23 protein-coding genes are annotated in these 26975 nt (G+C 49.5%); 5 read left to right on the plus strand and 18 right to left on the minus strand.

The features are described from left to right. Positions 1–291: 291 nt before the first annotated feature. Positions 292–1662, minus strand: coding sequence for a bifunctional UDP-N-acetylglucosamine diphosphorylase/glucosamine-1-phosphate N-acetyltransferase GlmU (gene glmU / locus AC3RPL_RS20315; protein ID WP_490741348.1), 1371 nt, complete (start codon positions 1660–1662; stop codon positions 292–294). A 319-nt stretch (positions 1663–1981) separates the two neighbouring features. Beyond that, on the minus strand, positions 1982–4066 hold the full coding sequence (locus AC3RPL_RS20320; RefSeq protein WP_490741349.1) for a glycosyl hydrolase family 18 protein: 2085 nt from the start codon (positions 4064–4066) through the stop codon (positions 1982–1984). Between the two features lie 561 nt (positions 4067–4627). Here AC3RPL_RS20320 and AC3RPL_RS20325 point away from each other — a divergent pair. Next, entirely contained in the window at positions 4628–5068 is a 441-nt protein-coding gene (locus AC3RPL_RS20325) for a winged helix-turn-helix domain-containing protein (protein ID WP_490741350.1), read from the plus strand. 109 nt (positions 5069–5177) lie between these two features. Here AC3RPL_RS20325 and AC3RPL_RS20330 read toward each other — a convergent pair whose 3' ends face one another. From AC3RPL_RS20330 to asnC, 16 genes are all read right to left on the minus strand, one after another. After that, on the minus strand, positions 5178–5597 hold the full coding sequence (locus AC3RPL_RS20330) for a F0F1 ATP synthase subunit epsilon (RefSeq protein WP_261641966.1): 420 nt from the start codon (positions 5595–5597) through the stop codon (positions 5178–5180). A 131-nt stretch (positions 5598–5728) separates the two neighbouring features. Then, positions 5729–7111 carry a F0F1 ATP synthase subunit beta gene (atpD, locus tag AC3RPL_RS20335; protein WP_261641967.1) on the minus strand — a complete coding sequence of 461 codons (1383 nt, stop codon included), beginning with the start codon at positions 7109–7111 and terminating at the stop codon, positions 5729–5731. A 31-nt stretch (positions 7112–7142) separates the two neighbouring features. Further along, positions 7143–8012, minus strand: a complete 870-nt coding sequence (gene atpG, locus AC3RPL_RS20340) for a F0F1 ATP synthase subunit gamma (protein WP_261641969.1) — start codon at positions 8010–8012, stop codon at positions 7143–7145. 54 nt (positions 8013–8066) lie between these two features. Then, complete coding sequence (atpA, locus tag AC3RPL_RS20345) at positions 8067–9608, minus strand: F0F1 ATP synthase subunit alpha (protein ID WP_490741351.1); 1542 nt, start codon at positions 9606–9608, stop codon at positions 8067–8069. A 14-nt stretch (positions 9609–9622) separates the two neighbouring features. Next, the gene (gene atpH, locus AC3RPL_RS20350; protein WP_261641972.1) at positions 9623–10156 is read right to left on the minus strand and encodes a F0F1 ATP synthase subunit delta; all 534 of its coding nucleotides are present in this window, start codon (positions 10154–10156) and stop codon (positions 9623–9625) included. A 14-nt stretch (positions 10157–10170) separates the two neighbouring features. Further along, entirely contained in the window at positions 10171–10641 is a 471-nt protein-coding gene (atpF, locus tag AC3RPL_RS20355; protein WP_490741352.1) for a F0F1 ATP synthase subunit B, read from the minus strand. A 95-nt stretch (positions 10642–10736) separates the two neighbouring features. Then, a complete protein-coding gene (gene atpE / locus AC3RPL_RS20360) occupies positions 10737–10976 on the minus strand; it encodes a F0F1 ATP synthase subunit C (RefSeq protein ID WP_124232358.1) in 240 nt (79 codons plus the stop codon). Between the two features lie 49 nt (positions 10977–11025). Beyond that, on the minus strand, positions 11026–11838 hold the full coding sequence (atpB, locus tag AC3RPL_RS20365) for a F0F1 ATP synthase subunit A (protein ID WP_261641976.1): 813 nt from the start codon (positions 11836–11838) through the stop codon (positions 11026–11028). 8 nt (positions 11839–11846) lie between these two features. After that, positions 11847–12227, minus strand: a complete 381-nt coding sequence (atpI, locus tag AC3RPL_RS20370; RefSeq protein WP_490741353.1) for a F0F1 ATP synthase subunit I — start codon at positions 12225–12227, stop codon at positions 11847–11849. A gap of 829 nt (positions 12228–13056) precedes the next feature. Next, positions 13057–13677, minus strand: a complete 621-nt coding sequence (gene rsmG, locus AC3RPL_RS20375; protein WP_490741354.1) for a 16S rRNA (guanine(527)-N(7))-methyltransferase RsmG — start codon at positions 13675–13677, stop codon at positions 13057–13059. Between the two features lie 70 nt (positions 13678–13747). Then, the gene (gene mnmG / locus AC3RPL_RS20380) at positions 13748–15637 is read right to left on the minus strand and encodes a tRNA uridine-5-carboxymethylaminomethyl(34) synthesis enzyme MnmG (RefSeq protein ID WP_490741355.1); all 1890 of its coding nucleotides are present in this window, start codon (positions 15635–15637) and stop codon (positions 13748–13750) included. 433 nt (positions 15638–16070) lie between these two features. Continuing rightward, positions 16071–16514, minus strand: coding sequence for an FMN-binding protein MioC (gene mioC / locus AC3RPL_RS20385; protein ID WP_261641980.1), 444 nt, complete (start codon positions 16512–16514; stop codon positions 16071–16073). A gap of 242 nt (positions 16515–16756) precedes the next feature. Continuing rightward, positions 16757–17872: a lactonase family protein gene (locus tag AC3RPL_RS20390; RefSeq protein WP_490741356.1), complete on the minus strand. Its 1116-nt coding sequence runs from the start codon at positions 17870–17872 to the stop codon at positions 16757–16759. A 9-nt stretch (positions 17873–17881) separates the two neighbouring features. Then, positions 17882–19219, minus strand: a complete 1338-nt coding sequence (locus AC3RPL_RS20395) for an enolase C-terminal domain-like protein (RefSeq protein ID WP_490741357.1) — start codon at positions 19217–19219, stop codon at positions 17882–17884. After that, the gene (locus AC3RPL_RS20400; protein WP_490741358.1) at positions 19197–20552 is read right to left on the minus strand and encodes an MFS transporter; all 1356 of its coding nucleotides are present in this window, start codon (positions 20550–20552) and stop codon (positions 19197–19199) included. Before AC3RPL_RS20400 ends, AC3RPL_RS20395 begins: the two co-directional genes overlap by 23 nt. Positions 20553–20863: 311 nt before the next feature. Then, entirely contained in the window at positions 20864–21325 is a 462-nt protein-coding gene (gene asnC / locus AC3RPL_RS20405; RefSeq protein ID WP_261641986.1) for a transcriptional regulator AsnC, read from the minus strand. A gap of 512 nt (positions 21326–21837) precedes the next feature. Here asnC and AC3RPL_RS20410 point away from each other — a divergent pair. The 4 genes from AC3RPL_RS20410 to AC3RPL_RS20425 all read left to right on the plus strand — a co-directional run bounded on the left by AC3RPL_RS20410 (position 21838) and on the right by AC3RPL_RS20425 (position 26933). After that, on the plus strand, positions 21838–22578 hold the full coding sequence (locus AC3RPL_RS20410) for a hypothetical protein (RefSeq protein ID WP_490742104.1): 741 nt from the start codon (positions 21838–21840) through the stop codon (positions 22576–22578). 66 nt (positions 22579–22644) lie between these two features. Beyond that, positions 22645–23175 (plus strand): CS1 type fimbrial major subunit, encoded by a 531-nt coding sequence (locus tag AC3RPL_RS20415; protein WP_490741359.1) that lies wholly within the window; start codon positions 22645–22647, stop codon positions 23173–23175. Positions 23176–23235: 60 nt separating this feature from the next. Further along, a complete protein-coding gene (locus AC3RPL_RS20420) occupies positions 23236–25665 on the plus strand; it encodes a TcfC E-set like domain-containing protein (protein WP_490741361.1) in 2430 nt (809 codons plus the stop codon). After that, the gene (locus AC3RPL_RS20425; protein ID WP_490741362.1) at positions 25662–26933 is read left to right on the plus strand and encodes a hypothetical protein; all 1272 of its coding nucleotides are present in this window, start codon (positions 25662–25664) and stop codon (positions 26931–26933) included. The genes AC3RPL_RS20420 and AC3RPL_RS20425 overlap by 4 nt, the downstream gene beginning before the upstream one ends. Positions 26934–26975: the final 42 nt, after the last annotated feature.

Genomic DNA, 26975 nt, shown 5'->3' on the forward strand with positions numbered 1-26975 from the left:
TGGCCTCTTGGCCATTAACCTTGTCTTCTGACCTGATTGTCCGGTCTTTGCCGGTTCCCCGAGCCTTGTAGAGAGTGGGGATTATTGTTATTTACCCTTAATAACTTCAGGTCGCTTAAATCAACGAGCATATCCCAGCCACTGAATTGCGTAAGCTTGCGGATTGACTCGCTGGCCTCATGATTTGACCTGATGGTCCATCACTGGACCCCGCGCTGACGCTGATTAAAAACAGATGCGCTTTCGTCCTGCCACCTGAGTTTTCGGGGTTTTACTGCTTTAGTGCAAAAACTATTTCTTCTTCACCGGACGCTGCCAGTCGGTTTTAAGATTTTGATCTTTCCGGTTATACAGCAGACCTTCTGCGGGAACGTCCTTCATCACCGTAGTGCCGGCTGCGATGGTGACTCCCGCAGCAACAGTAACAGGTGCCACCAACTGGGTGTCAGAGCCAACAAAGACGTTATCGCCAATCACCGTCAGCGACTTGTTGACGCCGTCATAATTGCAGGTGATGGTGCCGGCACCAATATTCACATTAGCACCAATTTCCGCATCGCCCAGGTAACTGAGATGACCCGCTTTCGATCCCTTACCCAAGGCAGCTTTTTTCATCTCAACAAAATTACCGACATGGGCACCTTCGGCCAGGACAGCGCCAGGACGCAGACGGGCGAAGGGACCAACCGTGCAGGCTGCGGCCAGCTCAGCATTTTCGAGTACGCTGTAGGGGCTGATTTCACAATCATCACCGATCCGGCAATTTTTCAGCACACAGCCGCTACCAATCTTAACGCGATTGCCCAACCTGACCAGACCTTCGATAATCACGTTGGTATCAATTTCCACATCACGACCACACTGTAACTCGCCCCGAAGGTCAAAGCGGGCGGGATCTTTCAGCATCACGCCATTCAACAGCAATTTTTCGGCCTGTTGAGCCTGATAAACACGCTCGAGGGTCGCCAGTTGCAAACGATTATTGACCCCGTCGGCTTCACAAAGGTGGGAGGGCTGCACCGTTTCTGTTTTTCGACCTTCCAGATGAGCAAGCGCAATAATATCCGTGATGTAATATTCGCCCTGTGCATTATGGTTGTTCAGCTTGCTCAGCCAGCGTTTCAGATCCGCACCGTTGGCCAGTAAAATGCCGGTATTAATTTCACGGATGTCCAGCTGTTCCGGTGTGGCATCTTTCTGCTCAACAATTCCTACTACCGCGCCATTCTCGCGGAGAATACGGCCATAACCAGCGGGGTTATCCAGTATCACCGTAAGCAGCGCGATTCCACCTTCTGGCTTCGCATGGTGCAGTCGTTTTAGTGTTTCTGGCGAAATTAACGGCACATCGCCGTACAGCATCAGAATGTCTTCATCATCAGAAAAGTAAGGCGCAGCCTGCTGCATGGCATGACCGGTTCCCAATTGCTCGGCCTGTAGCACCCAATTGAGCGACGGCTCCGTCAGCGTGGATTGCAGCAGCTCTGCGTTGTGACCGTAAACCAGATGAACCTTATCAGCCCCAACCCCTTTGGCAGCATCAATAACGTGCTGAACCATTGGTTTGCCTGCCAGAAGATGAAGAACTTTGGGAAGATCGGAGTACATACGAGTTCCCTTGCCTGCTGCAAGGATAACCACACTCATCGCGCTGTTTGACATAGACACCCTGCTTCTGATTTCCAACAATCTGCTTAAACGGCAAAAAGTAAACCTATTCTCGAGCAAAAATTCTACTTCTTTCACCGTTAAAAAATACTTTCACTCTGGAGTTGCGGCTGATTCCTGCCACTTTCTCCCGGGGCTTGCATGATACCATCAAAGCTCAGTTCATCTTTACGATATTGCCTGAGCAATATGCATAAAAAATCCGTAATCTCAGGGAAGATTACGGATTTTTACCTGAATACGCAGTGGAGTAACCAACCCTTAGTCGATCGGCACTCCTGCTAAAAAAATGCTTTTACCTAATTAAACTTAATTAACGCAGGTAATCCCACGGTTTACCGTATTGTCCGGTAGTCGCATCCAGGCCTGGTTCAGAACCATTCGACCAGAATTTAGCAATATAGTTAACGCCTTTGTGAGTAACTTTATCATTAGCCACATAGACTGCGGTTGCGCTCCACTGTGGATAATCAGAAGGCACATCTGGCACAGGCACATCTGGCACAACCGGTAAATCCGGAACCTGCGGCTTACCAGCATCAGTGGAAGAAATGATCAGTTTATAAACGGTCTGGTCACGGTTACCTTTTGCATCTGAAACTGACAAAACAACAGATGCCACGGTATCGACAGTCACAACAGGCAGAACAACGGCAGTTTCCTGCGCCTGTGGTGAAACAATATTCAGTGTACCAATAGCAGACCAGCTATAACTGGTGCTGTGCGTTGATTTCTCAGCTGAGAACAGCAGCGTACTGCCGGAAAGCGCTTTCATAGTGATAACCGCAGTTGGCGTGGTGCTCTCGCCGGGGTTCACCGGATCTACAGGATCCACCGGGTCAACAGGGTCAACTGGTTGATCGCCATCGATATTAATCCCTTTGAAGTAGAAAGGTGACATATCAATATTTTGTTTGACGATAGGGCAACCCATGCCTTCACGGCCTGCGTTCACCAGCAGGCCATTGTCATTATCGATAGTCCAAGTGAACAAGCCACCCAGGCCTTTCTCAATGACATAACGTGCTTTTTCACGCACGCTGCGTGGCGTATCAATTGAGTGGAATACTTTGTTGTTAGGGTTGTAAAGATAATCAGCACAGGCTTCATCATCGGTGTAGACGTTGTAACCATTGCGACCTGACTGATTTTCCAGGTCCAGATAGTTGTTAATCACGTCATACCATTCAACACAGCCGGACTCATAAGTACCAACAGTTGTACCGCTACCGTCATAGCTGCCCTGAAGAGGCGAGAAAGAAGAAATATCAGCACCTTTTGCGCTGCGTGAATAGCCAGCATAACCAATGTTAATCGCTTCAGGATCAACACCCAGGTTGAGCAGATATTCAACGGCTTCTTCCAGGCTGAACGCCGTGTTTTTCGTTTTATACAAATTGGCATGGTGACCCAGACCGTCTGCCCACGGGGTACCAAAGAAGTCATAGGTCATCAGGTTGATACCGTATAAACCAACGTCCAGCAGGCCTTTCACGTTGGAATGTTGCAACACTTCAACGTTAGCAGAAGAGGCGATACTGATTTTCACATGGCTCATGTTGTTAGCCACCAGCGCTCTGTGCATAGTGCCAATCAGTCTGACGTAATTCTCACCATCTTCTGGTCCATGAGGGTTACCTGCACCTGCGGCATTAGGGTATTCCCAGTCAATATCAATTTCGGTAAACATTGGGAAACGTTTGAAGAAATCGATGATGCTCGCGACCAGGGTATCGACAGCACTTTGACTTTTAGCCAGCTGGTGGAAAGCTTCACTCATGGTCCAACCGCCGAGGCTGAAAGAGAGAGCCAGGTCGTGTCCCTGTGCTTTGGCTTTCTTCTGCATTTCTCGCAGCGCACCAAGCATCCCCTGGAGGTCCGGGTTGCTCTCATAAAAACTGTCACCTGCACCATCTGATGGATAAGTTGTACCCGGGCCAAAGCCAAAAGGCTTCCATCCTGCAAAACCGCAGTTGAAATAAGACTGACAATCACCCCAGGGGTCGAGAATGGTCATTTCGTTGGTTTTCTTACCGGTCCAGGCAGCTGCCTGATTGATAACAGTTTCATTTGAGCCTTTGTCACCAACAATGCCGGTAAAACCTAAAATGATTTTATCGTAGGCAGTGGGATCCAGCAGGGTAATATCAATACCACGACCACGCTGGTCTTTCGGAATAGCGCCAGAGTTATTCACAGAGGCACGAGCATCATACTGTACCCAGTCGGTATAATAACCAAACAGTTTTGGTTTATTAGCGGTATTGTATTTATTGTATACACGCTTCATTACGCGACCAGAAGTATAACTGTAGTCGGATGTATTCGTTTTAGGATCAAAACCATCCATTGCATATGACTGCTCGGTAAAATTATCTTTCTGAATTAGCTTACTCATTGCGAATCCTTTTATCATCTTGTGAAAGTTAGCCATCAACAGCTGTTGGTTGATGACCAGCAAACTTTCACCCGTAATCAAAAATCCATCCAGTTAGAAATAAATAATAATCATCAAAAAGAGCCACCATAACGAGGATGAAAATCATTAATTTTTACCATAACCAGAAGGAAAATCCATCAGCGATATTGAGTTCAGATAATTCTTTTTAAAATTAAGAAAATATAATTTCCTGTATTTTTTATCAATGAAAGATAAACCACGCTGTTTAAGTTGAGACCATCACCTGCCAGAAAACCCAGTAAAAAAACCAGACAGAACAACGATAACTACTGGAGTGAAGTTATTTTTTACAATCCATCAGGTAATAATTACTACTCTGCAATGCAGTTCTAACTGATATATTTATTTATGTAATTAATAAGGAACGAATGGAGTGGCAGCCATAAAATATCATTATTTATCCTGAATAAAAAATAGCGTCGGGAAGGGATGTTGCATATTCAGGTTTTAAATTACTCTGAATAAAAATCAGATTTACATTATCAATAAGGTGAAATAATGAGCGAAAATATTGATCTTGGTAATAACATCTTCCTGTCAGAGGATAATAATTACCTCACAGACAGAAACATTAAATTATCAATCGGTGAAAAAGAAAAGCGTTTATTGCGATATTTTATTCAACATCCAAATGTAGAGCTAACAAAAAGAGAATTGATTAATACCATCTGGGAGAATCGTGCATCAACAATCGATGATGCCAACCTCACTCAACTTATTTATAAAATACGTCGGGATTTAGCAGCAATGAACATGAAAAACTGTATTAAAACGATCCCGGGAAAAGGTTACATCTATATTCCGAAAAAAATAAAAACGGAAATATCAGCTCCACTAGTGGTGGAAAAGAAAACGACGCTTATTTTTTATTCATTATTAGCTTTAATTGCCACAGCGATGATCTCTCTGACACTGTTTTTCTATTTCAACCACCGTTGAGAGCTAAGCTGAAAACCATGAAAAGAGCAAACGCCTGTGACTGATAAACGCTTAATAAAAAAAAAGCCAGTCAGTTAACTGACTGGCATTTATGCTGCTTAAACCTGAATTACATCGCTTTTTTGGTCAACTCGATCACGCGCAATTTGGCGATCGCTTTAGCCAGTTCAGCTGACGCATTGGCATAATCCACATCCCCGTGGGAGCTGTTCATATGCTCCTCGGCCTTGCGTTTTGCTTCCAGTGCGCGGGCTTCATCAAGGTCAGTACCGCGAATGGCCGTATCAGCCAGCACGGTGACCGCGCCCGGCTGAACTTCCAGCACACCGCCAGAAAGATAAATATACTCTTCCTCGCCCTGCTCTTTAACGATGCGAATCATACCAGGTTTAATGGCAGTCAGCAGCGGGGCATGGCCGGGGAAAATCCCCAACTCACCTTCACTACCTGACACCTGAATTTTCTGTACAGAACCCGTGAACATCTGCTGTTCAGCGCTGACAACATCCAGGTGATAAGTCGTAGCCATGATTAACCTCCAGAGAAACCGGCCCTACATACTTCAGATTGCGTTTATACCGGCTCCCTTGCTTACGACCATAAGGCACTGGGTTGACACGGTGATTCACTACCACAATCTGAATTATTTCAGGTTTTCAGTTAAAGTTTCTTCGCTTTTTCCACGGCTTCTTCGATAGAGCCTACCATGTAGAAAGCCTGCTCTGGCATATGGTCAAATTCACCGTCCATGATGCCTTTAAAGCCACGGATAGTATCTTTCAGCGACACATATTTGCCTGGAGAACCGGTGAAGACTTCTGCCACAAAGAATGGCTGGGACAGGAAACGCTGCATCTTACGAGAGCGTGCCACCACCAGTTTGTCTTCTTCAGACAACTCGTCCATACCGAGAATAGCGATGATGTCTTTCAGTTCCTGGTAACGCTGTAACAGTGACTGAACGCCACGGGCTACATCATAGTGTTCCTGACCAACAACCAGTGGATCCAGCTGACGACTGGTTGAATCCAGTGGGTCAACGGCCGGGTAAATACCCAGAGACGCGATCTGACGGCTCAGTACCACAGTTGCATCTAAGTGAGCAAAGGTGGTGGCTGGTGATGGGTCAGTCAGGTCATCCGCAGGAACGTATACTGCCTGAACGGAGGTGATAGAGCCGGTTTTAGTCGAGGTGATACGCTCCTGAAGAACGCCCATCTCTTCCGCCAGCGTTGGCTGATAACCTACCGCAGAAGGCATACGACCCAGCAGGGCAGATACTTCGGTACCGGCCAGGGTATAACGATAGATATTATCGATAAACAGCAACACGTCACGACCTTCGTCACGGAACTTCTCCGCCATAGTCAGACCGGTCAGCGCCACACGCAGACGGTTTCCTGGCGGCTCGTTCATCTGACCATAGACCAGAGAAACTTTATCGATAACGTTTGAATCAGTCATTTCGTGGTAGAAGTCGTTACCTTCACGGGTACGCTCGCCCACACCGGCAAATACGGAGAAACCTGAGTGCTCAGCCGCAATGTTACGGATAAGCTCCATCATGTTTACCGTTTTACCCACACCCGCACCACCGAACAGACCTACTTTACCGCCCTTGGCAAATGGACACATCAGGTCGATTACTTTGATCCCGGTTTCCAGCAGCTCTTGCGAGTTAGACTGATCTTCGTATGAAGGCGCTGCGCGGTGGATAGCCCAACGCTCTTCTTCACCGATATCACCTTTCATATCGATTGGCTCACCCAGCACGTTCATGATACGGCCAAGTGTTGCTGTTCCTACCGGAACTTCGATTGGGTGTTCTAAGTCGGTTGCAACCAGACCGCGCTTCAGGCCGTCTGAAGAACCCATGGCAATGGTACGCACCACGCCACCACCCAGCTGCTGCTGCACTTCCAGCACCAGACGGGCATCACCATTTTGAACCTCAAGGGCGCTGTACACTTGTGGTACTGCGTCCTGAGGGAACTCGACGTCCACCACGGCGCCGATTACCTGGACAATCTTTCCAGTAGCCATCTTGAATCCTCTACCTAATCATTTAACCTGGTTAAACCGCGGAGGCACCACCGACAATCTCGGTAAGTTCCTGGGTGATGCTGGCCTGACGAGCCTTGTTGTATACCAACTGCAACTCTTTGATCAGGTTTCCGCCGTTGTCGGTTGCAGCTTTCATCGCCACCATACGTGCGGCCTGTTCGCTGGCCAGGTTTTCCACAACACCCTGGTAAACCTGAGACTCGACGTAGCGACGCAGTAGTGTGTCCAGCAACGCTTTCGGATCCGGTTCGTACAGGTAATCCCAGGTGCTTTTTTTCACCACGCCTTCGTCTTCATCAGCTGGCGGTAACGGCAGCAACTGGACAATTTGTGGAGACTGGGACATGGTGTTGATAAATTTGTTACTGACTACATAGAGCTTATCAATACGCCCTTCGTCGTAGGCCTGTAGCATCACTTTTACCGGGCCAATCAGATCAGACAGCGCGGGTTTATCCCCCATGCCGGTAACCTGGGCAACCACGTTGCCACCGACAGAGCTGAAAAATGACAGGCCTTTGGAACCAATAATCGCCAGATCGCTCTCGACGCCTTTATCAGACCAGCCTTTCATATCAGCCAGCAATTTTTTGAACAGGTTAATGTTCAAACCACCACAAAGCCCACGGTCGGTTGACACGACCAGATAGCCAACGCGCTTTACGTCACGCTCATCCAGGTAAGGGTGTTTGTACTCCAGATTCCCTAACGCAATGTGACCAATCACTTTGCGCATGGTTTCTGCATAAGGACGGCTGGCCGCCATACGTTCCTGCGATTTACGCATTTTGGAGGCGGCGACCATTTCCATCGCACTGGTGATCTTCTGCGTATTCTGAACGCTTGCGATCTTACTACGTATCTCTTTTGCGCCGGCCATAAGCTTCTCCTCAAAGCCTTGCGGCCTGTCCCTTAAAGGACAAGCCGCCAGACATTACCAGGACTGGATTTTCTTAAACGTTTCGAGGAGGCCTTTCAGCTTCTCTTCGATATCGTTGTTGTAGTTACCAGACTGGTTGATTTCAGCCATCAGCTCGGCGTGGTCACGTTCAGCAAAGGCCAGCAGAGCCGTCTCGAAACTGCCGATTTTCGCCAGTTCGACATCATTCAGGAAGCCGCGCTCGGCCGCAAACAGCACCAGACCCTGCTGTGCAACAGACATAGGGGCATACTGTTTTTGCTTCAGCAGCTCGGTCACTTTCTGACCGTGGCTCAACTGTTTACGAGTGGCTTCATCCAGATCGGAAGCAAACTGAGAGAACGCAGCCAGTTCACGATACTGCGCCAGAGCAGTACGGATACCACCGGACAGTTTCTTGATGATCTTGCTCTGCGCAGCACCACCCACACGGGATACCGAAATACCAGGGTTAACCGCAGGACGAATACCGGAGTTAAACAGGTTGGTTTCCAGGAAGATCTGACCATCGGTAATCGAAATTACGTTAGTCGGAACGAACGCGGAAACGTCACCAGCCTGAGTTTCGATAATCGGCAGCGCAGTCAGTGAACCGGTTTTACCTTTCACTTCACCATTGGTAAAACGCTCAACGTAGTCGGCGCTCACGCGGGAAGCACGTTCCAGCAGACGGGAGTGGAGATAGAACACATCACCAGGGAAAGCTTCACGGCCTGGCGGACGACGCAGCAACAGAGAAACCTGACGGTATGCAACAGCCTGTTTAGACAGGTCATCGTAAACAATCAGCGCATCTTCACCACGATCACGGAAGTACTCACCCATCGCGCAACCTGCATAAGGAGCCAGATATTGCAACGCGGCAGACTCAGAAGCAGTGGCGACAACAACGATGGTGTTAGCCAGTGCGTTGTGTTCTTCCAGTTTACGCACCACGTTAGCGATAGTAGAGGCTTTCTGACCGATAGCCACATACACACACTTGATGCCGGAATCGCGCTGGTTGATGATGGCATCGATAGCCATCGCGGTTTTACCAGTCTGACGGTCACCGATAATCAATTCACGCTGACCACGACCGATTGGAATCATCGCATCGACGGCCTTGTAACCCGTCTGAACAGGCTGATCTACGGACTGCCTGTCGATAACACCCGGTGCAATCACTTCGATTGGCGAGAAACCATCGTTGTCGAGAGCGCCTTTACCATCAATGGGGGCACCAAGCGTGTTCACTACGCGACCCAGCAGGCCACGGCCAACCGGCACTTCCAGAATACGACCAGTACACTTGACCTTCATGCCTTCGGCAAGGTCAGCGTAGGGGCCCATCACCACTGCACCAACAGAGTCGCGCTCCAGGTTCAGTGCGATTGCATAACGGTTGCCTGGCAGTGAGATCATCTCACCCTGCATAACATCGGCCAGGCCGTTTACGCGGATGATACCGTCACTGACAGAAACAATAGTACCTTCATTGTGAGCTTCGCTCACGACATTGAACTGAGCAATGCGCTGCTTGATCAGTTCGCTGATTTCGGTGGAATTCAGTTGCATATGCTCCAGTCCCCTTAAGACTGCAAGGCGTCTGCAAGACGCTCAAGACGACCGCGAACGCTGCCATCAATGACCATATCACCCGCACGGATGATTACGCCTGCCATTACAGACTTATCAATTTTGCAATTCAGCTTAACTTTGCGTGACAGACGTTTTTCCATAGCGGCGCTGATTTTAGTCAGCTGTTCGTCACTCAATGTTGTGGAAGAGATTACCTCGACATCTGCGGTCGCATCATGTGCGGCGCGGAGCTCGATAAACTGTGCCAGAACATCCTTCAGTGCTGGTAAACGTTTGTTTTCAGCCATCACCTTAATCAGGTTCTGACCAGCTTCGTCCAGTTGCTCGCCGCAGATAGCAATAAACTGTGCAGACAACGCTTCCGGCGCAAGCGCGCCGGAAAGAAGTTCTGCTACCTGTTCATTACTGGCTACCTCAGCAGCGAACGCCAGCATCTGCTGCCAGCTATCGACATTCTGATGCTCAACAGCAAAGTCAAAAGCTGCTTTGGCGTAGGGGCGAGCTACAGTAGTAAATTCAGACATCAGCCCCTCCCTCCTTACAGTTCAGCGACCAGTTTATCGACGATGTCGCTGTTAGCAGCTTCATCTACGGAACGTTCAATAATTTTCTCGGCCCCGGCAATAGCCAGCATCGCGACGCGCGAACGTAACTCTTCATGGGCACGCTTGCGTTCGGCTTCAATTTCAGCCTGCGCCTGAGTGACGATCTTGTTACGCTCCTGCTCAGCCTCAGTTTTCGCTTCGTCCAGGATTTGCGAACGGCGTTTGTTAGCCTGTTCGATGATAACCTGAGCTTCTTCTTTCGCTTTGTTCAGCTGATCGGTCACATTAGCCTGCGCGAGATCCAAATCCTTTTTGGCACGTTCAGCGGAAGCAAGGCCTTCAGCAACTTCTTTCTGGCGCTTTTCGACAGCTGCCATTAACGGCGGCCATACGTACTTCATGCAGAATGCGACAAACAGGATGAACGCGATAGCCTGGCCGAGGATTGTTGCGTTAATGTTCACAGCACAATGCCTCTTGTTAAGTTAACTTTCTCTGCCGCTAAACCCGGCAGAAACCGTTCATCGCCAAACATAAAGCCCAACGATGAACCATCGGGTTACGCTACAGCAAACATCACGTACAGACCCAGACCAACAGCGATCATTGGAATAGCATCCACCAGACCCATAACAACAAAGAACTGTGTACGCAGCAGAGGAATCAGGTCAGGTTGACGTGCAGCACCTTCCAGGAATTTACCTCCAAGAATGCCGATACCAATAGCAGCACCGATTGCCGCTAAGCCCATCATCACAGCGGCAGCCATGTACAGCAGATCCACATTCAGGTTTTCCATGACAGTCTCCAGTTTATTTCAGTTATAACGCAGTAGTGTTGATAAAAAATCAGTGTTCTTCAGATGCCATCGACAGATAGACAATCGTTAAGACCATGAAAATGAAAGCCTGTAGCGAAATGATCAGGATGTGGAAAATGGCCCATGGCACATTCAGAACCCACTGTGACCACCACGGCAACAAGCCGGCAATCAGGATAAAAATCAATTCACCCGCATACATGTTCCCGAACAGTCGCAAACCAAGAGAAACAGGTTTGGACAGCAGGCTCACACCTTCAAGAATCAGGTTGATCGGAATAAAAATCGGATGATTGAAGGGTTGCAAAGTCAGCTCTTTAGTAAAGCCACCAATGCCTTTCATCTTGATGCTGTAGAACAGAATCAAAATAAATACGCCAAGCGCCATCGACAGGGTGATGTTCACGTCCGCAGAAGGCACCACACGCAACGCCGGTAAGCCCAGGTAGTGCTCACCGATAGTTGGCAGCAGATCAATAGGCAGTAAATCCATAAAGTTCATAAGGAAGACCCAGACAAAAATCGTCAGAGCGAGCGGGGCGATAAGTTTACTTTTGCCGTGATACATGTCGCGAACGTTGGCATCAACGAAGCCAATAACCAGTTCGACAACCGCCTGTAGTTTTCCTGGCACGCCGCTGGTGGCTGATTTCGCAACTTTGCGAAACAGCACCAGGAACACCAGTCCCAGCACCACAGAGAAAAACATGGAGTCAATATTAAGTACCCAGAACGACGGAGCGTCGTGCGGATTCACCAGCTCGAAGGTACGCAGATCAAGCTGAAGGTTTTTCAGATGATGACCTATGTATTCCTGCGGCGTAGAGATTTCTCCTGCCATGATGCCTATTACCCTTTGTTGTTAATTACAGCCGGCGCGATGATTTGCACCACCAGCACCGATAACCAGGTCAGTACAAGCGGCACAAACGCCGCCTTAAACATACCGAGCGCCACGATGAGGACAAAAACAGTAACGAAGACTTTAAGCGCTTCACCCATCGCAAAAGTCCAGGCAAGTCGCCCCGTTACTTCATGTCCTGCCCTGTGGCGCCAGGCAAAAATCATAAACAACACATTTGGCAGCCAGCCTGCCAGTCCACCTACAAATGCAGACAAGCCCCAGGTCAGATCTTTAAGGGCAAACAGCGCGCCGATTACGCCAAAGGTCACCAACTGAAGTAGCAGCACGGTTCGGGCAAATTTTACTCTGTAAAGGGACACTGACATGACGCTGAAACTCTCCTGCCCTTTAGTGGGGATGTCGCGTGTCGTATAAAACGTCCTTTGCCCTTTTGAGTCAAGCAGCAAAAAACGAGCAAATTATACGGTGCGCCCCTGCGATTTCAATGGATAAGTAGCGAAAAGGTGAACAATTATTTAAATTTCTTTCGCGAGGCTTGTTTTGAAAACTGCGCATAGCCGTAATCAGTGGAAAATTTACGGCAAAGGTCCGGAAATGCAGCGATTAAAGCGTGCTGAAGATCACAATTCGACAATATAATGCACTATACAGAGCTAAGAATAATCTGACTTTAGTAATTTACTCTAAATTAAAATCATTATTTATCATAATATTAGGATGAATAACTTTAAAAATGACCTTTATTTTCATTTTTGTGTGCATATTGACATACGTGACTGCTATTTACTCATTTGTGCTTTAATACTTACCCCGATTTATCATCAGGATATATTTCCCTGCGTGACTATTTAAACGGAGATAATGGCGGGAAATAGTGACATTAATGATAATTAAATGTAAAAACGAAGTTAAATTCAAAAAATCATGTCCGGGGATTTCAGTCCACTGTTTTAACTTTCTGTGAACATAACGCCAGCCAAAAATAACTGTAGAAAAAAGCACAAAAGCCTACTTTTCAGACAGCATCTTACCTGGAATGACACAGTGACTTTGTTGCCAGCTAAAATAGTCACATTATCTTACTAAATTGCAATAGCATTAAGCACTTACTACCCGCAGGGTTGCTTAAATCCGGTAAGAATCAGGGTTACTGATGCTGTCTGCAGGCAGTGTTATTCCTGCTTCTGCCATCGCTCAGGCAGGCGGATTAATTATCACCAGATGACGTTCACCGTCCAGCTGCGGAACCGACAATTTCTCCACGCGATCGAGGGTGAATGCCTCAGGCAGATTGGCGATTTCATCTTCCGGTATCACCCCTTTAAGCGCATAGAACCGTCCCTGTCTGGCTGGCAAATGGTGGCACCAGTTGAGCATATCGTGAAGTGAGGCGAATGCCCGGCTAATCACCCCATCAAAAGCAGGTTCAGCCGAAAAATCTTCTACACGACTTTGTACCGGAGTGATATTGCTGAGTTGTAACTCATGCTGTACCTGCTTTAAAAAACGGATGCGTTTTCCCAGACTATCCAGCAAGGTGAAATGAGCATCAGGGCGCACGATAGCTAAGGGTACACCAGGCAGGCCCGGCCCCGTGCCCACATCAATAAAACGTTCGCCCAACAGATGCGGTTCCACCACAATGCTGTCAAGTATGTGGCGTACCAGCATCTGCTCAGGATCGCGCACCGAGGTCAGGTTATAAGCCTTGTTCCATTTATGCAGTAGGGCCACATAACCCACCAGCTGACTAATCTGCTGATCGGACAGTGATATGGCAGCCTGTTTCAGCAGGGCAGAAAGTTTAGTAATCACAATAACTTCCGGTGATGGTTGCAGAAGGGGAGAACCCAGCTCCCCTAAGGAAAAGCCTGACATTCGGCTGTCAGGCACTCTTACGCAGTAGTCCCTGTTTTTTTAGCCAGATCAATAAAATAGATATAGCCGCAGGGGTTATCCCCGAGATGCGGGAAGCCTGACCAATAGAGCCTGGCTTATGATCGTTGAGTTTAGCGATCACCTCATTCGACAGGCCACTGACCTGACGATAATCAAGATCGGCTGGCAACAGAGTATTTTCGTTGCGTAACTGCCGGTTAATCTCTTCCTGCTGGCGGGCGATATAGCCTTCATACTTCACCTGGATCTCGACCTGCTCTGCCGCCTGGGAGTCACTGAGAGCAGGCGCAAAGGTGCTCAGCGTCATCAGCTGTTGGTAAGTCATCTCCGGACGACGGAGCAGATCTTCTCCATTCGCTTCTTTGGTCAGTGGAGCGCTCAACACACCGTTGACCTCCGCCACCAGTTCGGATTTTGGATGAACCCAGATATCACGAAGACGCTGGCGCTCCTGCTCAATACTTTCCAGTTTTTCGTTATAGCGCGCCCAGCGGGCATCATCTACCAGCCCCAGTTCACGACCCGCTTCGGTCAGACGCAAATCGGCATTATCTTCACGCAACATCAGGCGATATTCTGCCCTTGAGGTAAACATGCGATAGGGTTCTTTTGTTCCCAGAGTACAGAGATCGTCCACCAGAACACCAAGATAAGCCTGATCGCGACGTGGAGCCCAACTCTCTTTCTCCGCTGAGAGACGCCCTGCATTCAGCCCTGCCAGCAGCCCTTGTGCGGCGGCCTCTTCATAACCTGTTGTACCGTTGATCTGTCCGGCAAAGAACAGACCCTGAATAAATTTGCTTTCCAGCGTGGGTTTAAGATCGCGGGGATCGAAAAAATCATATTCGATGGCATAACCCGGACGGACGATCTTCGCATTCTCCATGCCTTGCATAGAGCGAACAATCTGCATCTGTAGATCAAACGGCAGACTGGTGGAGATTCCGTTCGGGTAGATCTCATTACTGGTCAGTCCTTCCGGTTCAAGAAAGATCTGGTGAGCATTGCGATCGGCAAAGCGCATCACTTTGTCTTCAATAGACGGACAATAGCGGGGACCAATCCCTTCAATCACTCCGGCATACATTGGACTACGATCGAGATTATCGCGAATAACCTGATGCGTTTTCTCATTGGTGTAAGTGATATAGCAAGGCACCTGCTGCGGATGCTGAGTGGCATTTCCCATAAACGAGAAAACGGGCAGAGGGTTATCACCGTGCTGTGGTGCCAGTACGCTAAAATCGATGGTTCTGGCATCAATACGAGGGGGTGTACCGGTCTTTAACCGACTGACACGTAATGGTAACTCGCGCAGACGACGGGCCAGCGGAATGGAAGGTGGATCGCCTGCACGACCACCACTGTAATTATCCATTCCGATATGAATTTTACCGTCAAGGAAAGTACCAACGGTCAGAACAACCGCTTTTGCCCGAAATTTCAGGCCCATCTGCGTGACGGCTCCCACTACACGCTCGTTCTCAACAATCAGATCCTCAACGGCCTGCTGGAAGATCATCAGGTTGGGCTGATTCTCCAACGCAGTACGCACGGCCTGACGGTAAAGCACCCTGTCGGCCTGGGCACGGGTTGCACGTACCGCCGGGCCTTTGCTGGCGTTTAGTATCCTGAACTGAATACCCGCCTGGTCAATAGCCTGCGCCATCAATCCACCCAGCGCGTCCACTTCTTTAACCAGATGACCCTTGCCAATACCACCGATAGCGGGATTACAGGACATTTGTCCAAGCGTATCAATGTTATGGGTTAAGAGCAGCGTTTGCTGACCCATTCGGGCTGCCGCCATTGCGGCTTCCGTGCCCGCATGACCACCACCGATCACGATGACGTCAAAAGGATCTGGATAAAACATGGTACTGCACCTCGAGGTTGTGCGATTGGGAGATGTCCGGGACGAGGATTCTACTTAACTTTGTCAGAAGGTAAAAGCGCAGGGCCTGGTGTGTATTAAAAAGAAGATCTTTTTTATTTAAAGATCTCTTTATATGATCTTCTATTAGGATCGACGATCTCTGTGGATAAGCCTTTTTTCTTCATTACGATCATCAGATTAAGCAAGATCATTAGCTGTGAAAGATCGGTGATCCTGTACCGTATAAGCTGGGATCAAAAGGCTATGTTATCCACATGCGATCCGAAGTCTGAAGGTTATTATTGGGATAACAACCGGTTATTACCGGGTTAGTAGCTGAGTTATCCACAATTGATTGCCGTTAAAATGAGCAGATTTCAACATTATTTACAAAACCCTGAGGCTTAACGGCGGATCCTGCATTCTTTTTTCATCAGTTGAGCAGGGTTTTCCAACTTTCCAGCCAGGCTTCAGCGGGATCTTCCGGGATCTCATGCTCGAGAACGTCAATATCAAGACGATCGCCAAGACGTTTTGCGCCACAGGCCGTCAGCAGACGATCCATCTTATCTATTGCCCCGCAAAACAGATCGTACTCCCGGTTACCAATGCCGATGGCACCATAACGCACCTGGCTCAGATCAGGCTCACTCTCTTCGATGCTGTCGAAAAGGGGTTGCAGATTATCCGGGAGGTCGCCAGCGCCATGGGTGGAGGTGACCACCAGCCAGGTTCCTTCAGTCTTCAGCTCGTCAAGTTCAGGACCATGCAGCAGCTCTGTTGAAAATCCTGCCTCTTCTAACTTTTCTGACAGCATCTCAGCAACGTACTCTGCGCTGCCCAAAGTGCTTCCGGTGATCAAGGTTACGTCGGCCATGTGAGATCCCTGTTTTGTAAAGGCGGACATTGTACGCTGTGAGTAGCCTGGGATCTACCTGTGGATAATTAAGGGTATTAAGAAGAAGTGGCGGTTGATAAAACGGGGTATTCAGACTGACTCGCAACAAAATAAACCTGAGACGAAAATTTTATCGTCCCTGATCTTATGGGGGAGTTAAATGAGTGCGGCGGGTTAACGGTTTTACCTTCCATGGCGCTTCCCTGCGCCATCACCGCAAATTAATTGCTGACGATGGTCACCCAGTTAGCGTCGCGACCTGCGGGTGCTTCCCCGACGCGTTTAAGCGATCCGTTCTGCCGGTCGATGGCATAACTTCCGGTGACCGCACTTTTCTCGCCGCTGGCAATCAGCCAGCGCCCGTCAGGGCTGATGGCGATGCTGCGTGGCTGTTTTTCTACCGGCCAGCTGCCTGCCAGCGTCAGTTTGCCGTCCTGCTGATTAACCCGATAGCCAGTCACTGTACTGCTGGTGCGTTCTGTAACGTAGAGGAAGTGACCATCCGGCGTTATCTGAATGTCCGCTGCCCAGATCCGCGGCGTGGTGTCGCTGTAGTCAGAGGTGCGTTCGCGGCCATGTGCAAGGTGATACTGCGTGGCGACGGCATTTTGTGTTTCTGCGACCTTCTCCAGCTCCCCATCGGCCTTGCGCAGGAACTGGGTGATGACGCCCCCCATTTCTCCGAGGTTGTACAGATAACGGTTGTCCGGTGACAGCACTGAATGGCGCGGGCCGTTTTCCGCAGCGGTGTTGATATAGCCTCTGCCCAGTGCCGCCAGCTGGCCCCGATCGCTCAGTTTCAATTGCAATACGCGATCGGTACCAAGATTGCCGACATAGGCCGTTTTTCCTGTGGCATCAACAACCACCGAATGGGCGGCATGGCCAGTTTTGTAGCGGCTGACCGGCGGCACAACCATGTTGCCATCCTGCGCCAGATGATAAACGTCCACCACATCACCATCATAGGATGCGCCAAGCAGAAAGCGGCCCTGTTTATCCGTCGTGATCCAGGGATAGCTCGCTGCCGCAGCAACCTCACTCTGCTTTGTCAGATCGCCGGTCTGGCTGTCGATGCGCCAGCTCACCAGCTTCAGCGGCTTACTGCGAATCGCAGTGTACAATTGTTGATGCGAGGCACTGAGCGTCATTGGCATAACTTTTCCTCCGGCCTGAGTGTGTCCCAACAGCTGTAAGGCACCGGTTTGTTCATCAAGCGAATAACGTGCAATGGTGCCATCGTCAGCTTCTGAAACGTAAACGAAGGTTTTTGCCATTAGCGGCGTACTCACGACCATTGCTGCCAGCAACGTCGCTGTGCAGATGTGTTTACTCATGCCTGTCTCCTATCGCAACAAAGCCGGACGTTTGGCGTCAAAGCGCCAGTTATCAATGATAAACTGCATCCCGAGCGCATCATTACGATTTTTATCCGGTAAAGAGTGATACAGCGCATGGGCCTGTTCGACTTTGTCCATATCCAGTTCAATACCCAGTCCCGGACCCTGCGGCAGTTCCAGATAGCCATCGCGAATTTGCGGCGGCTGGCGCGTCAACTGCTGACCATCCTGCCAAATCCAGTGGGTATCAAATGCGGTCTGACGCTCTCCCGGAGCAGCCGCGCCGAGGTGTGCCACCATCGCCAGCGAGATATCAAAATGGTTATTGGAATGACAACCGGTAGTCAGTCCCCATTCATTGCACAGCTGCGCCACCACATTCGCATTACGCATGGTCCAGAAATGCGGATCGGCCAGCGGAATGTCGATGGCATTAAGCTGCAGAGCGTGATTAAGCTGCCGCCAGTCGTTAGCAATCATATTGGTCGCCACCGGGATACCCGTGGCGCGACGGAATTCAGCCAGAGTTTCACGTCCGGAATAACCCTGTTCTGCACCACAGGGATCTTCCAGATAAGGAATTTTACCGGCCAGCCGCTTGCCCCAGTGAATAGCCTCATCCAGCGACCAGCTGGCATTAGGATCGACGGTTACGCGCGCCTGCGGAAAGCGCGCCAGCAGTGCTTCAACCGTTTCCACTTCCACTTCACCCGCATGGACGCCACCTTTCAGCTTAAAATCACGGAAGCCATATTGTTCGACAGCCGCTTCTGCCAGTCTCACCACCGCAGCGCTGTCCATCGCTTCTTCATGGCGCAGACGGAACCAGCCATCCTGCTCGCCTGAGCGATAGTTCATGTTGGTTAAACGGCGATCAGCGATGTAGAACAGGTAGCCAAGTACAGGAATACGGTCACGCTGTCTGCCGCTGGCAAGCAGATCAGCCACCGGCAGGTTGAGGAATTTTCCCTGTAAATCCAGCAACGCGGCTTCAATCGCGGCGGCGGCGTTGTAGAACTTCTCCGGGTTCATCTGAGGTATATGAATATCGTTGGTATGTGCCGTCTGCTGCTGACGCGCATCGCTGGCAAACAGCTGGCTTATTGTGGCATTGAGCCGAAGCAGCGAACTGCCTTCAATTAAGGGACGAAATGTTTCCAGCAACTGCAAAGTGGACGCATGGCATGGCGTTTCCCCCACGCCGGACTGCCCGGTTGAATCGGTCAGAATCACCAGAATACGGGTAAAGTAACAATTATGTGCTCCGCCGATATTCAGCAACATACTGTCGTAACCGGCAACCGGCACGATGCGCATCGATTTAATGACTGGACTGTCTGACATGAATTTTCTCCGTTTGACCGAAAGCAGGGGGAACAGGTTTGCGGCGCAGCAGTAACCAGATACCAGTGATCACCGACACCGTGGTCAGGGCGTAAAGTCCACCGGCAGTACTGCCGGTTTGCATTTCAAGATAACCAAATACGGTGGGTGCGAAGAAACCGCCCAGATTACCCACAGAGTTGATCAATGCGATGCCCGGTGCGGCGATTGATGCGGGTAGCTCACTTTGCGGCATCGGCCAGAAGAAAGCCGCGCTGATTTTTGAACCGATACAGGCGACGATCATCGCGAAGAAACCAAACCAGGGCGTGCCCATTGTCGCCATAAAGGTGCCACAGGCGGCGATCAACATGGCGACACCCAGGCCTTTATCCAGCTTGTGGCGATAGCGGTCAGTGGTTTTGCCTGACAGAAATAAGGCAACGATGGCGCACAACCAGGGGACGGCAGTCAGCAGCCCGCTTTCGAAGCTGTTGAAACCCTGAATACGCTGAATGATCTGTGGCAGCCAGAAAACCAGCGTATAGCCGGTCATGGTCATGGTGAAAAAGATCAGGCAGTAAAGCAGCAGGTTGCGGTCCTTCAGTAATCCCCAACGACCGTGCGTTAAGGTATGCTCCTCTCTGGCCGCATCCTCTGATGCCAGTTGTTGGATGAGCGCCTGCTGCTCCTCAGCGCTGAGCCATTTCGCGCCCTCTGGTTTTGACACCAGCACCAGCGCCGCCAGCAGACCAATGATGATTGAGCCTCCCCCTTCAAGGAACATCACCCATTTCCATCCCGCCAGTCCGCCGACATCATGCAGCATCAAAATCGCGCCGGTCAGCGGTCCGGAAAACAGAAAGGCGCTGGCCGTGGCGCTCAGTACCATTGCCGTGGCGCGTCCACGCCAGGCATTGGGTACCCACTGACGGAAATAAAACAGCACGCCGGGAAAGAAGCCTGCTTCTGCCACACCCAGCAGGAAACGCAACAGATAGAAGTGTAACGGCGTGCTGACAAAGCCGGTCAGGATCACCACCGCGCCCCAGGTAATCATAATGCGCGTAAGCCAGATGCGGGCACCGACTTTTTTCAGCATCATATTGCTGGGAACTTCAAACAGCGCATAGCCGATAAAAAACAGACCGGCACCTAATCCGAAGGCTGCCGCGCTGATACCGGCGTCGGTTTGCAATTCAGCTTTAATAAAACCGATATTAGCGCGGTCAATTTGATTGACGATCAGCATCAGTGCCAGCATTGGAATAATGCGTCGGAAAAACTTACCGATAGCAGAGGCGATATGCGCCTCATTGTCTGCTGATAATTCAGAGTATTGTTGAGCCGTCATGCATCATCTCCTGGGTTATGAGCAACGCTCCAGATATACGCACCGCCCGGAAGTGTCGCTATGTGTGTTTGCCAGAGAGCAATTGGGCAATTACACAACATTCCAATAAATTCATATTGTTAGCTTATTTCGCGACAAAAAATTTAATCTGGAAGTGTGCGCTGAGGCATATCAGGAAAGCGGGTAAGCATAAGTTGCGGCTCACAAAAGACGACTCCGGGATAAGGATGAAAACCAGCGGGCGCTTTTGACCGGCCCATGCGCTGTTCGGGGGATGAAGGGAATTCTGAGGCTCAGGTATTGCAGGCGATTCAGGGCTTAATGGTGCGCAGAATCGGGTTTTGCAAAGAAATTAACGTTTCTGTCGACTGGATTTCATCAATGGTCTGGATCTTGTTAATCAGGACCTGCTGTAGCGCATCTATTGAGCGGCACATCACTTTAATAAAAATGCTGTAATGGCCAGTGGTGTAATAGGCTTCCACCACTTCATCCAGACTCTCTAGCCGGGCCAGCGCAGAGGGGTAATCTTTGGCACTCTTCAGGATAATGCCGATAAAGCAGCAAACATCGTAACCGAGCTGCCTGGGGTCGATCTCCACTCGTGTACCTTTAATAATTCCTGCCTGTCTCATCTTCTCAACGCGCACATGAATAGTGCCGGGGCTGACATTGAACTGCTTCGCCAGTTCGGCATAGGCGGTTCGTGCATTGGTGAGCAGCGCGTTAAGAATGCCGCGATCAAGCTCGTCGGGTTGCAGATTATCGGCCATACAGCCTCCGGATTTGTCAGTGCTTCTGTTAATGGTTGGATAATGTGCAGCAAAGAAGGGGAAGAGGCAATCGAAAAAATAACATACATCAGCCTGAAAGCCTCTTTGTTATCTATTCAGATTGAAAATAAATATTAATAAACACTAAAAAACTGAGGTTAATTTATAACGTTTTTTGTTAAATGATAAATATAAAGAAGTATATGCAAAAGGTAAATTGCTTTCATTTTTTATTTAAGCTTATGATCCGCAATAGGTAAATATCAGTTAAATATAATAATAAGAGGGAACATTAAGTCAACAATGGTTTTTAATTCTCAAATGCCTGCAATTTTCAATAATAATATTCCTTTACTACTGGAATTTATAAATATACCATCTTCGTAAAATACAGCTTGTTAATGATTATTTATTTTATTATTTGAAAGGGATGAAAAGGACTTTAAATTTATTTTTTGTACTGATGAATTCATTCATTCTGAGGTAATGAAATGTTGAAAATAAAATCCTGCATGCTTATGAAAATAAGCTGCTTAATTGCTTCTTTTACAGTTTTTTCAGCGATTGCAGCACCCGTAATTGGCATAGGTAGCATGTATGATGTCCTGACGCCAGGTACGCAGAGTACAACCAAGCGTATCTATAATACCGGCGACTCCACGGCATTTGTTCGCGTTGAGCTGCTTGAAATACATCCGGGCAGTAAAGATAAACTGGATGAGAAACCGCAGAAAGAGGTGTCGGATAGCAAACTCGAACAGGACAGGCTTATTGTTACGCCACAGCGTCTGATTATTCCTCCTGCCGGTTTTCAGACCGTTCGTATTCTGTGGCCGGGTGAACGTATTCAGGAAAAATATTTTCGCGTCAGGTTTACACCCGTTATGCCAGAAGGTGATGACAGTTTTGGTCTTGATAAAAATGCGATGAATGAATATCGCAAAAACACACTTCATGCTGGTCTTAATGTGCTCACTGGATATGGCACAGTAGTAATTGTTCAACCAGAAAAACCGGTATTTAACACTGTGATTGAGGCCAATGCACCAGGTTCTGTCACTATCAGAAATAACGGTAATGCCACTGTGTCTCTGGATAACATCCGACAATGTAAATCGGCAAATACAGATTGCGGAAGTGTGACTCGTGAATTTGTTCTTCCCGGCAGAACAAAGGCAGTTGAAAGAAAGACCGGGTATAAAACAAATTTCACTCTGATAGAGGGAAATAATAAAAAAATGCTTAGCTATTAATATCTCGGAATACCATAAATTCGTGAATTATTAATTAATTTTAACCATTGAGGAATTATTTATATTATGCGTAATTTTTCCATTATGAAAAAATCTCTGGCCGTAGCCATTTTATCCTGCGTGGCATTGGGTGGTACTGTCGCTCATGCTGCCGAAAGTCAGAGTTATACCATTAATCTGACGGCAACCGTTCCATCCGACAGTTTCCAGGTGATTCCGGTGGATGCTGGCTGGATTACTCAGACTCAGGATATGGGGTACGACATTGCAACCAGTAAGCTCCAGGTTTTTGAAAAACAGTTCCAGTACAAAAATACCGCTGGCGCTATTCAGGCGACTCTGACGGGTAATCTGAATACAGACGGTAAACCACAGCTGTCCAATGGCACAGACGTTATTCCACTGGCGGTATCCTTCAATAACGTTGCCCTTAGCAATGCGGCTACTACGGTTGTCAGCGTTGATGCTGCCAAAGCAGGTGGACGTACCGCGCTGAAAATTTCTCAGGCTGATGACAAAGCGTTAGATGTGAATGGTGTATTCACCGGTAGCGTGGCAATGATCTTTGAGCCGGTAATCACACTGCCATCTTCTTAACAGAAAGAATTATCCTGTAACCTGTTGGAGGCCGCTGCAAAATTGTGGCGGCTTTTTTTTATGAAAAAAAGCCTGCTTATTATTACCTTGTTACCGCTGATGACCACCATAGCGACAGCTGCGGATATGACGCTGGCCGCCAACATGCGTGGCTTACCTGAAGATTTCAAACGCTATTTTTACGATTCCGAACTTATTGTTCAGGTATATCTGAACGATAGCCGACTGTTTGATGCTGCGATATCGCTTAAAGAGAATGGCGATGTCCAGCTGTTACGGACGATCAACGAGGTGCAGGAGATCGACCCCGAGAAGAGGTCGCAGTGGAGCCGTCTGCTGCAACAGGGGGTATCCATCGGGAAATGCACCAGCAACTGCCCGTCCGGGCTGATGGCCGTGGAGTACCGGCTTGATAACTCCGTACTGAAGCTTTACACCTCACAGTATGAGAAATCCCGGGTAGCCACTAACTATATCTCTCTGCCGGAGGAAACGCCTGGCGGAGTCATTATGTACAACGACCTGTCAGCCACTAACACGGCGTCCTCGCGCAGTTGGGGAATAAACTCCTCGCTTATTTCTTCCCTTGCGGGCTGGAGCCAGAAAGCGTCCTTTCAGTCTTCCGGCACGGACGGACGTTATCGTTACAGCAGTTCGAGTCTGTATGAATTGTTCACGCAAAAAGAGCTCCAGGGCAGTTATGTCCGCCTGGGTTTTTTCACTCCTGACAGTGATACCGGCAACGTGCAGACGGCCGGTTTTGGTTATGACACCGTTGTCGGAGCCATGTGGGGGACCTCTGATGCACTGCTTGCCAGTACCGACAGCGTCAGTGCGTGGCCGGTCTGGGTAACGGGAAGGAATCAATCGATTGCTGAGGTCTGGCGGGACGGCAGGCTTATTCATACCCAGCAGCTACAGGCCGGTATCCAGGCACTGGATACGCGACAGTTGCCGGGGGGAATTTACGATATCACCATCAAAATTATCGAAAATGGGCAGACGGTTGATACCCAGCAGGCGCAGATCTATAAGCCTCAGGGCTGGAGTAATCCTGACCGGCGTTGGCGTATGAATCTGTGGAGCGGTCAGCGCAGAACACTGGCCAGCGGGAGTGCCCGTATTCGGGAAGATAATCCTTATGCCGTGGGCGGTGGCGTGGATGTGCTGGCCCATCCACGCGCCATTCTGGGGATCAGTGGGGCGGCAACAGATAAAGATCACCAGCTGCGGACACGAGCCAATATCACCCTTTCACCGAACGATTCGATTTTTGCCCAGTACACAATGGGGGATATGGAGTATCAGTCCAGCCACGCAACCGATATTCGTTACTACCGCAATATTTCCGGTGGCGGATCGGCCAGTCTTTTCTGGCGTTCAACCACTACTGACATTTACGGCCACAGAACCTCAAATCGTCAGCAGGGCGATACCTGGGGATCCTCTTTATCATTGCGACTTCCCTGGTCAACCACCCTTATCGTCAACGGGCAATATATGGATACCGCATGGCGTCAGGGGCCAGGAGGCGATGTGTCGGTGACCACGTTGGCGACACTGGCGGGGCGTGACATGAATGTCAGGGTAACCGGCTATGATCGTCCAGGTTTTAACGATCACCGTCGTGACCGTGGCGTGTCATTTGGGATCAGCGTCTCTCTGGCTCCTGCGGCCCGTCATATCATTTCTGCGGAAACCGGTATGAACCAGAACCAGGGTTACTCCAGCCTGAGTTATCAATGGCAGCCAGCCAATGACAGTGGCATTCGTACACTGGGCGGTGGCGTGTCATACAGCCCGCAGAATACCGTTATCAGCGGTAATGCCGCCGTGGATACGCCGTATGTCAGCGGCGATGGCTATGTGCAGCACAATACCCAGGGGCGTTCAAACACCGCCGGAGGAAATCTGAGCCAGGTGCTGGTGTTGGGGGGCGGCAAAGTCGCTTCGGTAAATGGCAGTAACAGCCGCAGTATGGAATCGGCGCTGATTGTCGACGTGGATAGCGATGATAGCAGCACCGGCATAGTGGCCTCAGGCAGTATGGCCGAGACGCGGCTGAAGGCCGGGCGGAATATCGTTCCGGCGGAACTGTGGAAAAAAGATACGGTGCAATTCAGCGCCAGCGGCGGCGAAAGCGTGCAGGTCTTTCCGCCGAGTGACAGTATGCAGATGCGCCGGGGAAGCGTGAAATATATCAAGGTGAAAGCGGTTAAAACCTTCACCATTGTTGGCATGTTGCAGGACGGAGAGGGCAGGGTGCTGAAAAACCGTTATGTCAGCAGCGATGTTTCTGGTGGGGTGATCAATCCTGAAGGGGTGCTGACGCTGGACTCTGGCGTGGCAAACAGAAAACTGATCGTCAGAGCGGAAAACGGGCAGCCAGAGATGCAGTGTGAATTACCGGCGGGGCTGGGCGATGATAAAAAAGTGCAGTTTATCAACGCAGTGCCGTGCCGGACGACCAGTACAGCAGAGAGGCAATGATGATTTTAATCAAAAGAATAGTGGCAGCTTCGCTGCTGCTGGTCGGAAGCCTGTCGGCGATGGCGGCCAGCATGGATATTACGGCAAGTTTTACACCATCGACTGAGAATCCGGAAAATAATGCGTTTACCAATACCACGCCGCAGGGTGGCTATTGCTCTATTTTTGCAAATGATTGCAGAAATAATAATATTTTCAGTATTGCATTACCTTTTACACTGACGAGAACATTGCCAATTATGGCTTATGCAGAACCGAGAAATGGCATTTACTATAAAATGCCTTCCGGCTGGAGAACTGTTGTAGTCAGAAATGACTCAGATAATACGGTAACAACGGTAAAATTCAGAGTCAGCATTTTCTCTGCTCGATATGTATATTCTGGCTCAAATACTACCTGGGAAGGTAGAAGTCATCTTGGCATTGCGATTTCTCCATGTTCAACAGCTGCCCAGCCCTGGGGGGCGGGCGGATCCCGACCATGGATGCATTTTGCATGGCGTTTTCCGCAAGGAGATAACGCATGCTATGTTCGTTCAACAGTTGATCGCGACGATCAGGGCGTCAATTATTTGAACCCAATAGAACAGCTCAGTATTGCCTATGACATTGCTACTCCAAATCCTCTTACATTGTCGGCAGGAGTTTATACAGGTCAGTTGCCATTAACTATCGGCCCTGGCGGCGATTTTGATTTTGGCGATAATTATCAGGCCAGCGACAATGAGCTCACCATTAACTTCACCCTTTCCGTCAACCACGAATTAAAACTCACCACCACCGCTGATGACCAGAAAGTCTCCCTGCAACCCTGCGCGTTGGGGCGAAACTGTACGGAAGAAGAAGGTAAAGCCAGCTGGGAACGCTGGATGGTCACCCGGGTTACGCCGCAGCTGAGTGGCAGAAGCAACTTCCGGCTCTCCAGCTCGGGCGCGTTCACGGTCTATCTGCAATGCGAACAGCAAAGTGGCGAGGATTGTGGTCTGAGAAGCGACAACAATCCCTCGCAGGTGGTGCCGGTGCAGAGCCTGCTGACGCTGCCGGATAATATTGTCGACCAGTCAACGGGGGCCACGGTGGTAAAAAGGCGGCTGGCGCAGGGTCGCGATCTGACGAGAAACGTGTTTTTAACCAGAAGCTATGGGGAAAACAAAGCGGGCAGCATCGATTTTCTGGTCAGCCAGCGCGACGTGGATACCATGCTGAAAACGCGGCCGGATACTTATCGCGGCGCGGTGACGGTGATTTTTGATCCGGAAATTTATTAAGTCAGAAAATGCCAGGCAGTGGTGGGTGGCCCGGACGGGCCA

Source organism: Erwinia papayae (genome assembly GCF_058241465.1).

Bases quoted from the DNA above. Each gene is read 5' to 3' on its own strand.
- AC3RPL_RS20420 (WP_490741361.1), top strand. From the start codon at position 23,236: ATGAAAAAAAGCCTGCTTATTATTACCTTGTTACCGCTGATGACCACC.
- AC3RPL_RS20390 (WP_490741356.1), bottom strand. From the start codon at position 17,872: ATGAGTAAACACATCTGCACAGCGACGTTGCTGGCAGCAATGGTCGTG.
- atpI (WP_490741353.1), bottom strand. From the start codon at position 12,227: ATGTCAGTGTCCCTTTACAGAGTAAAATTTGCCCGAACCGTGCTGCTA.
- mnmG (WP_490741355.1), bottom strand. From the start codon at position 15,637: ATGTTTTATCCAGATCCTTTTGACGTCATCGTGATCGGTGGTGGTCAT.
- AC3RPL_RS20330 (WP_261641966.1), bottom strand. From the start codon at position 5,597: ATGGCTACGACTTATCACCTGGATGTTGTCAGCGCTGAACAGCAGATG.
- atpB (WP_261641976.1), bottom strand. From the start codon at position 11,838: ATGGCAGGAGAAATCTCTACGCCGCAGGAATACATAGGTCATCATCTG.
- asnC (WP_261641986.1), bottom strand. From the start codon at position 21,325: ATGGCCGATAATCTGCAACCCGACGAGCTTGATCGCGGCATTCTTAAC.
- glmU (WP_490741348.1), bottom strand. From the start codon at position 1,662: ATGTCAAACAGCGCGATGAGTGTGGTTATCCTTGCAGCAGGCAAGGGA.
- atpD (WP_261641967.1), bottom strand. From the start codon at position 7,111: ATGGCTACTGGAAAGATTGTCCAGGTAATCGGCGCCGTGGTGGACGTC.
- atpE (WP_124232358.1), bottom strand. From the start codon at position 10,976: ATGGAAAACCTGAATGTGGATCTGCTGTACATGGCTGCCGCTGTGATG.
- AC3RPL_RS20395 (WP_490741357.1), bottom strand. From the start codon at position 19,219: ATGTCAGACAGTCCAGTCATTAAATCGATGCGCATCGTGCCGGTTGCC.
- mioC (WP_261641980.1), bottom strand. From the start codon at position 16,514: ATGGCCGACGTAACCTTGATCACCGGAAGCACTTTGGGCAGCGCAGAG.
- atpH (WP_261641972.1), bottom strand. From the start codon at position 10,156: ATGTCTGAATTTACTACTGTAGCTCGCCCCTACGCCAAAGCAGCTTTT.
- AC3RPL_RS20425 (WP_490741362.1), top strand. From the start codon at position 25,662: ATGATGATTTTAATCAAAAGAATAGTGGCAGCTTCGCTGCTGCTGGTC.
- AC3RPL_RS20400 (WP_490741358.1), bottom strand. From the start codon at position 20,552: ATGACGGCTCAACAATACTCTGAATTATCAGCAGACAATGAGGCGCAT.
- atpG (WP_261641969.1), bottom strand. From the start codon at position 8,012: ATGGCCGGCGCAAAAGAGATACGTAGTAAGATCGCAAGCGTTCAGAAT.
- AC3RPL_RS20325 (WP_490741350.1), top strand. From the start codon at position 4,628: ATGAGCGAAAATATTGATCTTGGTAATAACATCTTCCTGTCAGAGGAT.
- atpA (WP_490741351.1), bottom strand. From the start codon at position 9,608: ATGCAACTGAATTCCACCGAAATCAGCGAACTGATCAAGCAGCGCATT.
- AC3RPL_RS20320 (WP_490741349.1), bottom strand. From the start codon at position 4,066: ATGAGTAAGCTAATTCAGAAAGATAATTTTACCGAGCAGTCATATGCA.
- AC3RPL_RS20410 (WP_490742104.1), top strand. From the start codon at position 21,838: ATGCTTATGAAAATAAGCTGCTTAATTGCTTCTTTTACAGTTTTTTCA.
- AC3RPL_RS20415 (WP_490741359.1), top strand. From the start codon at position 22,645: ATGCGTAATTTTTCCATTATGAAAAAATCTCTGGCCGTAGCCATTTTA.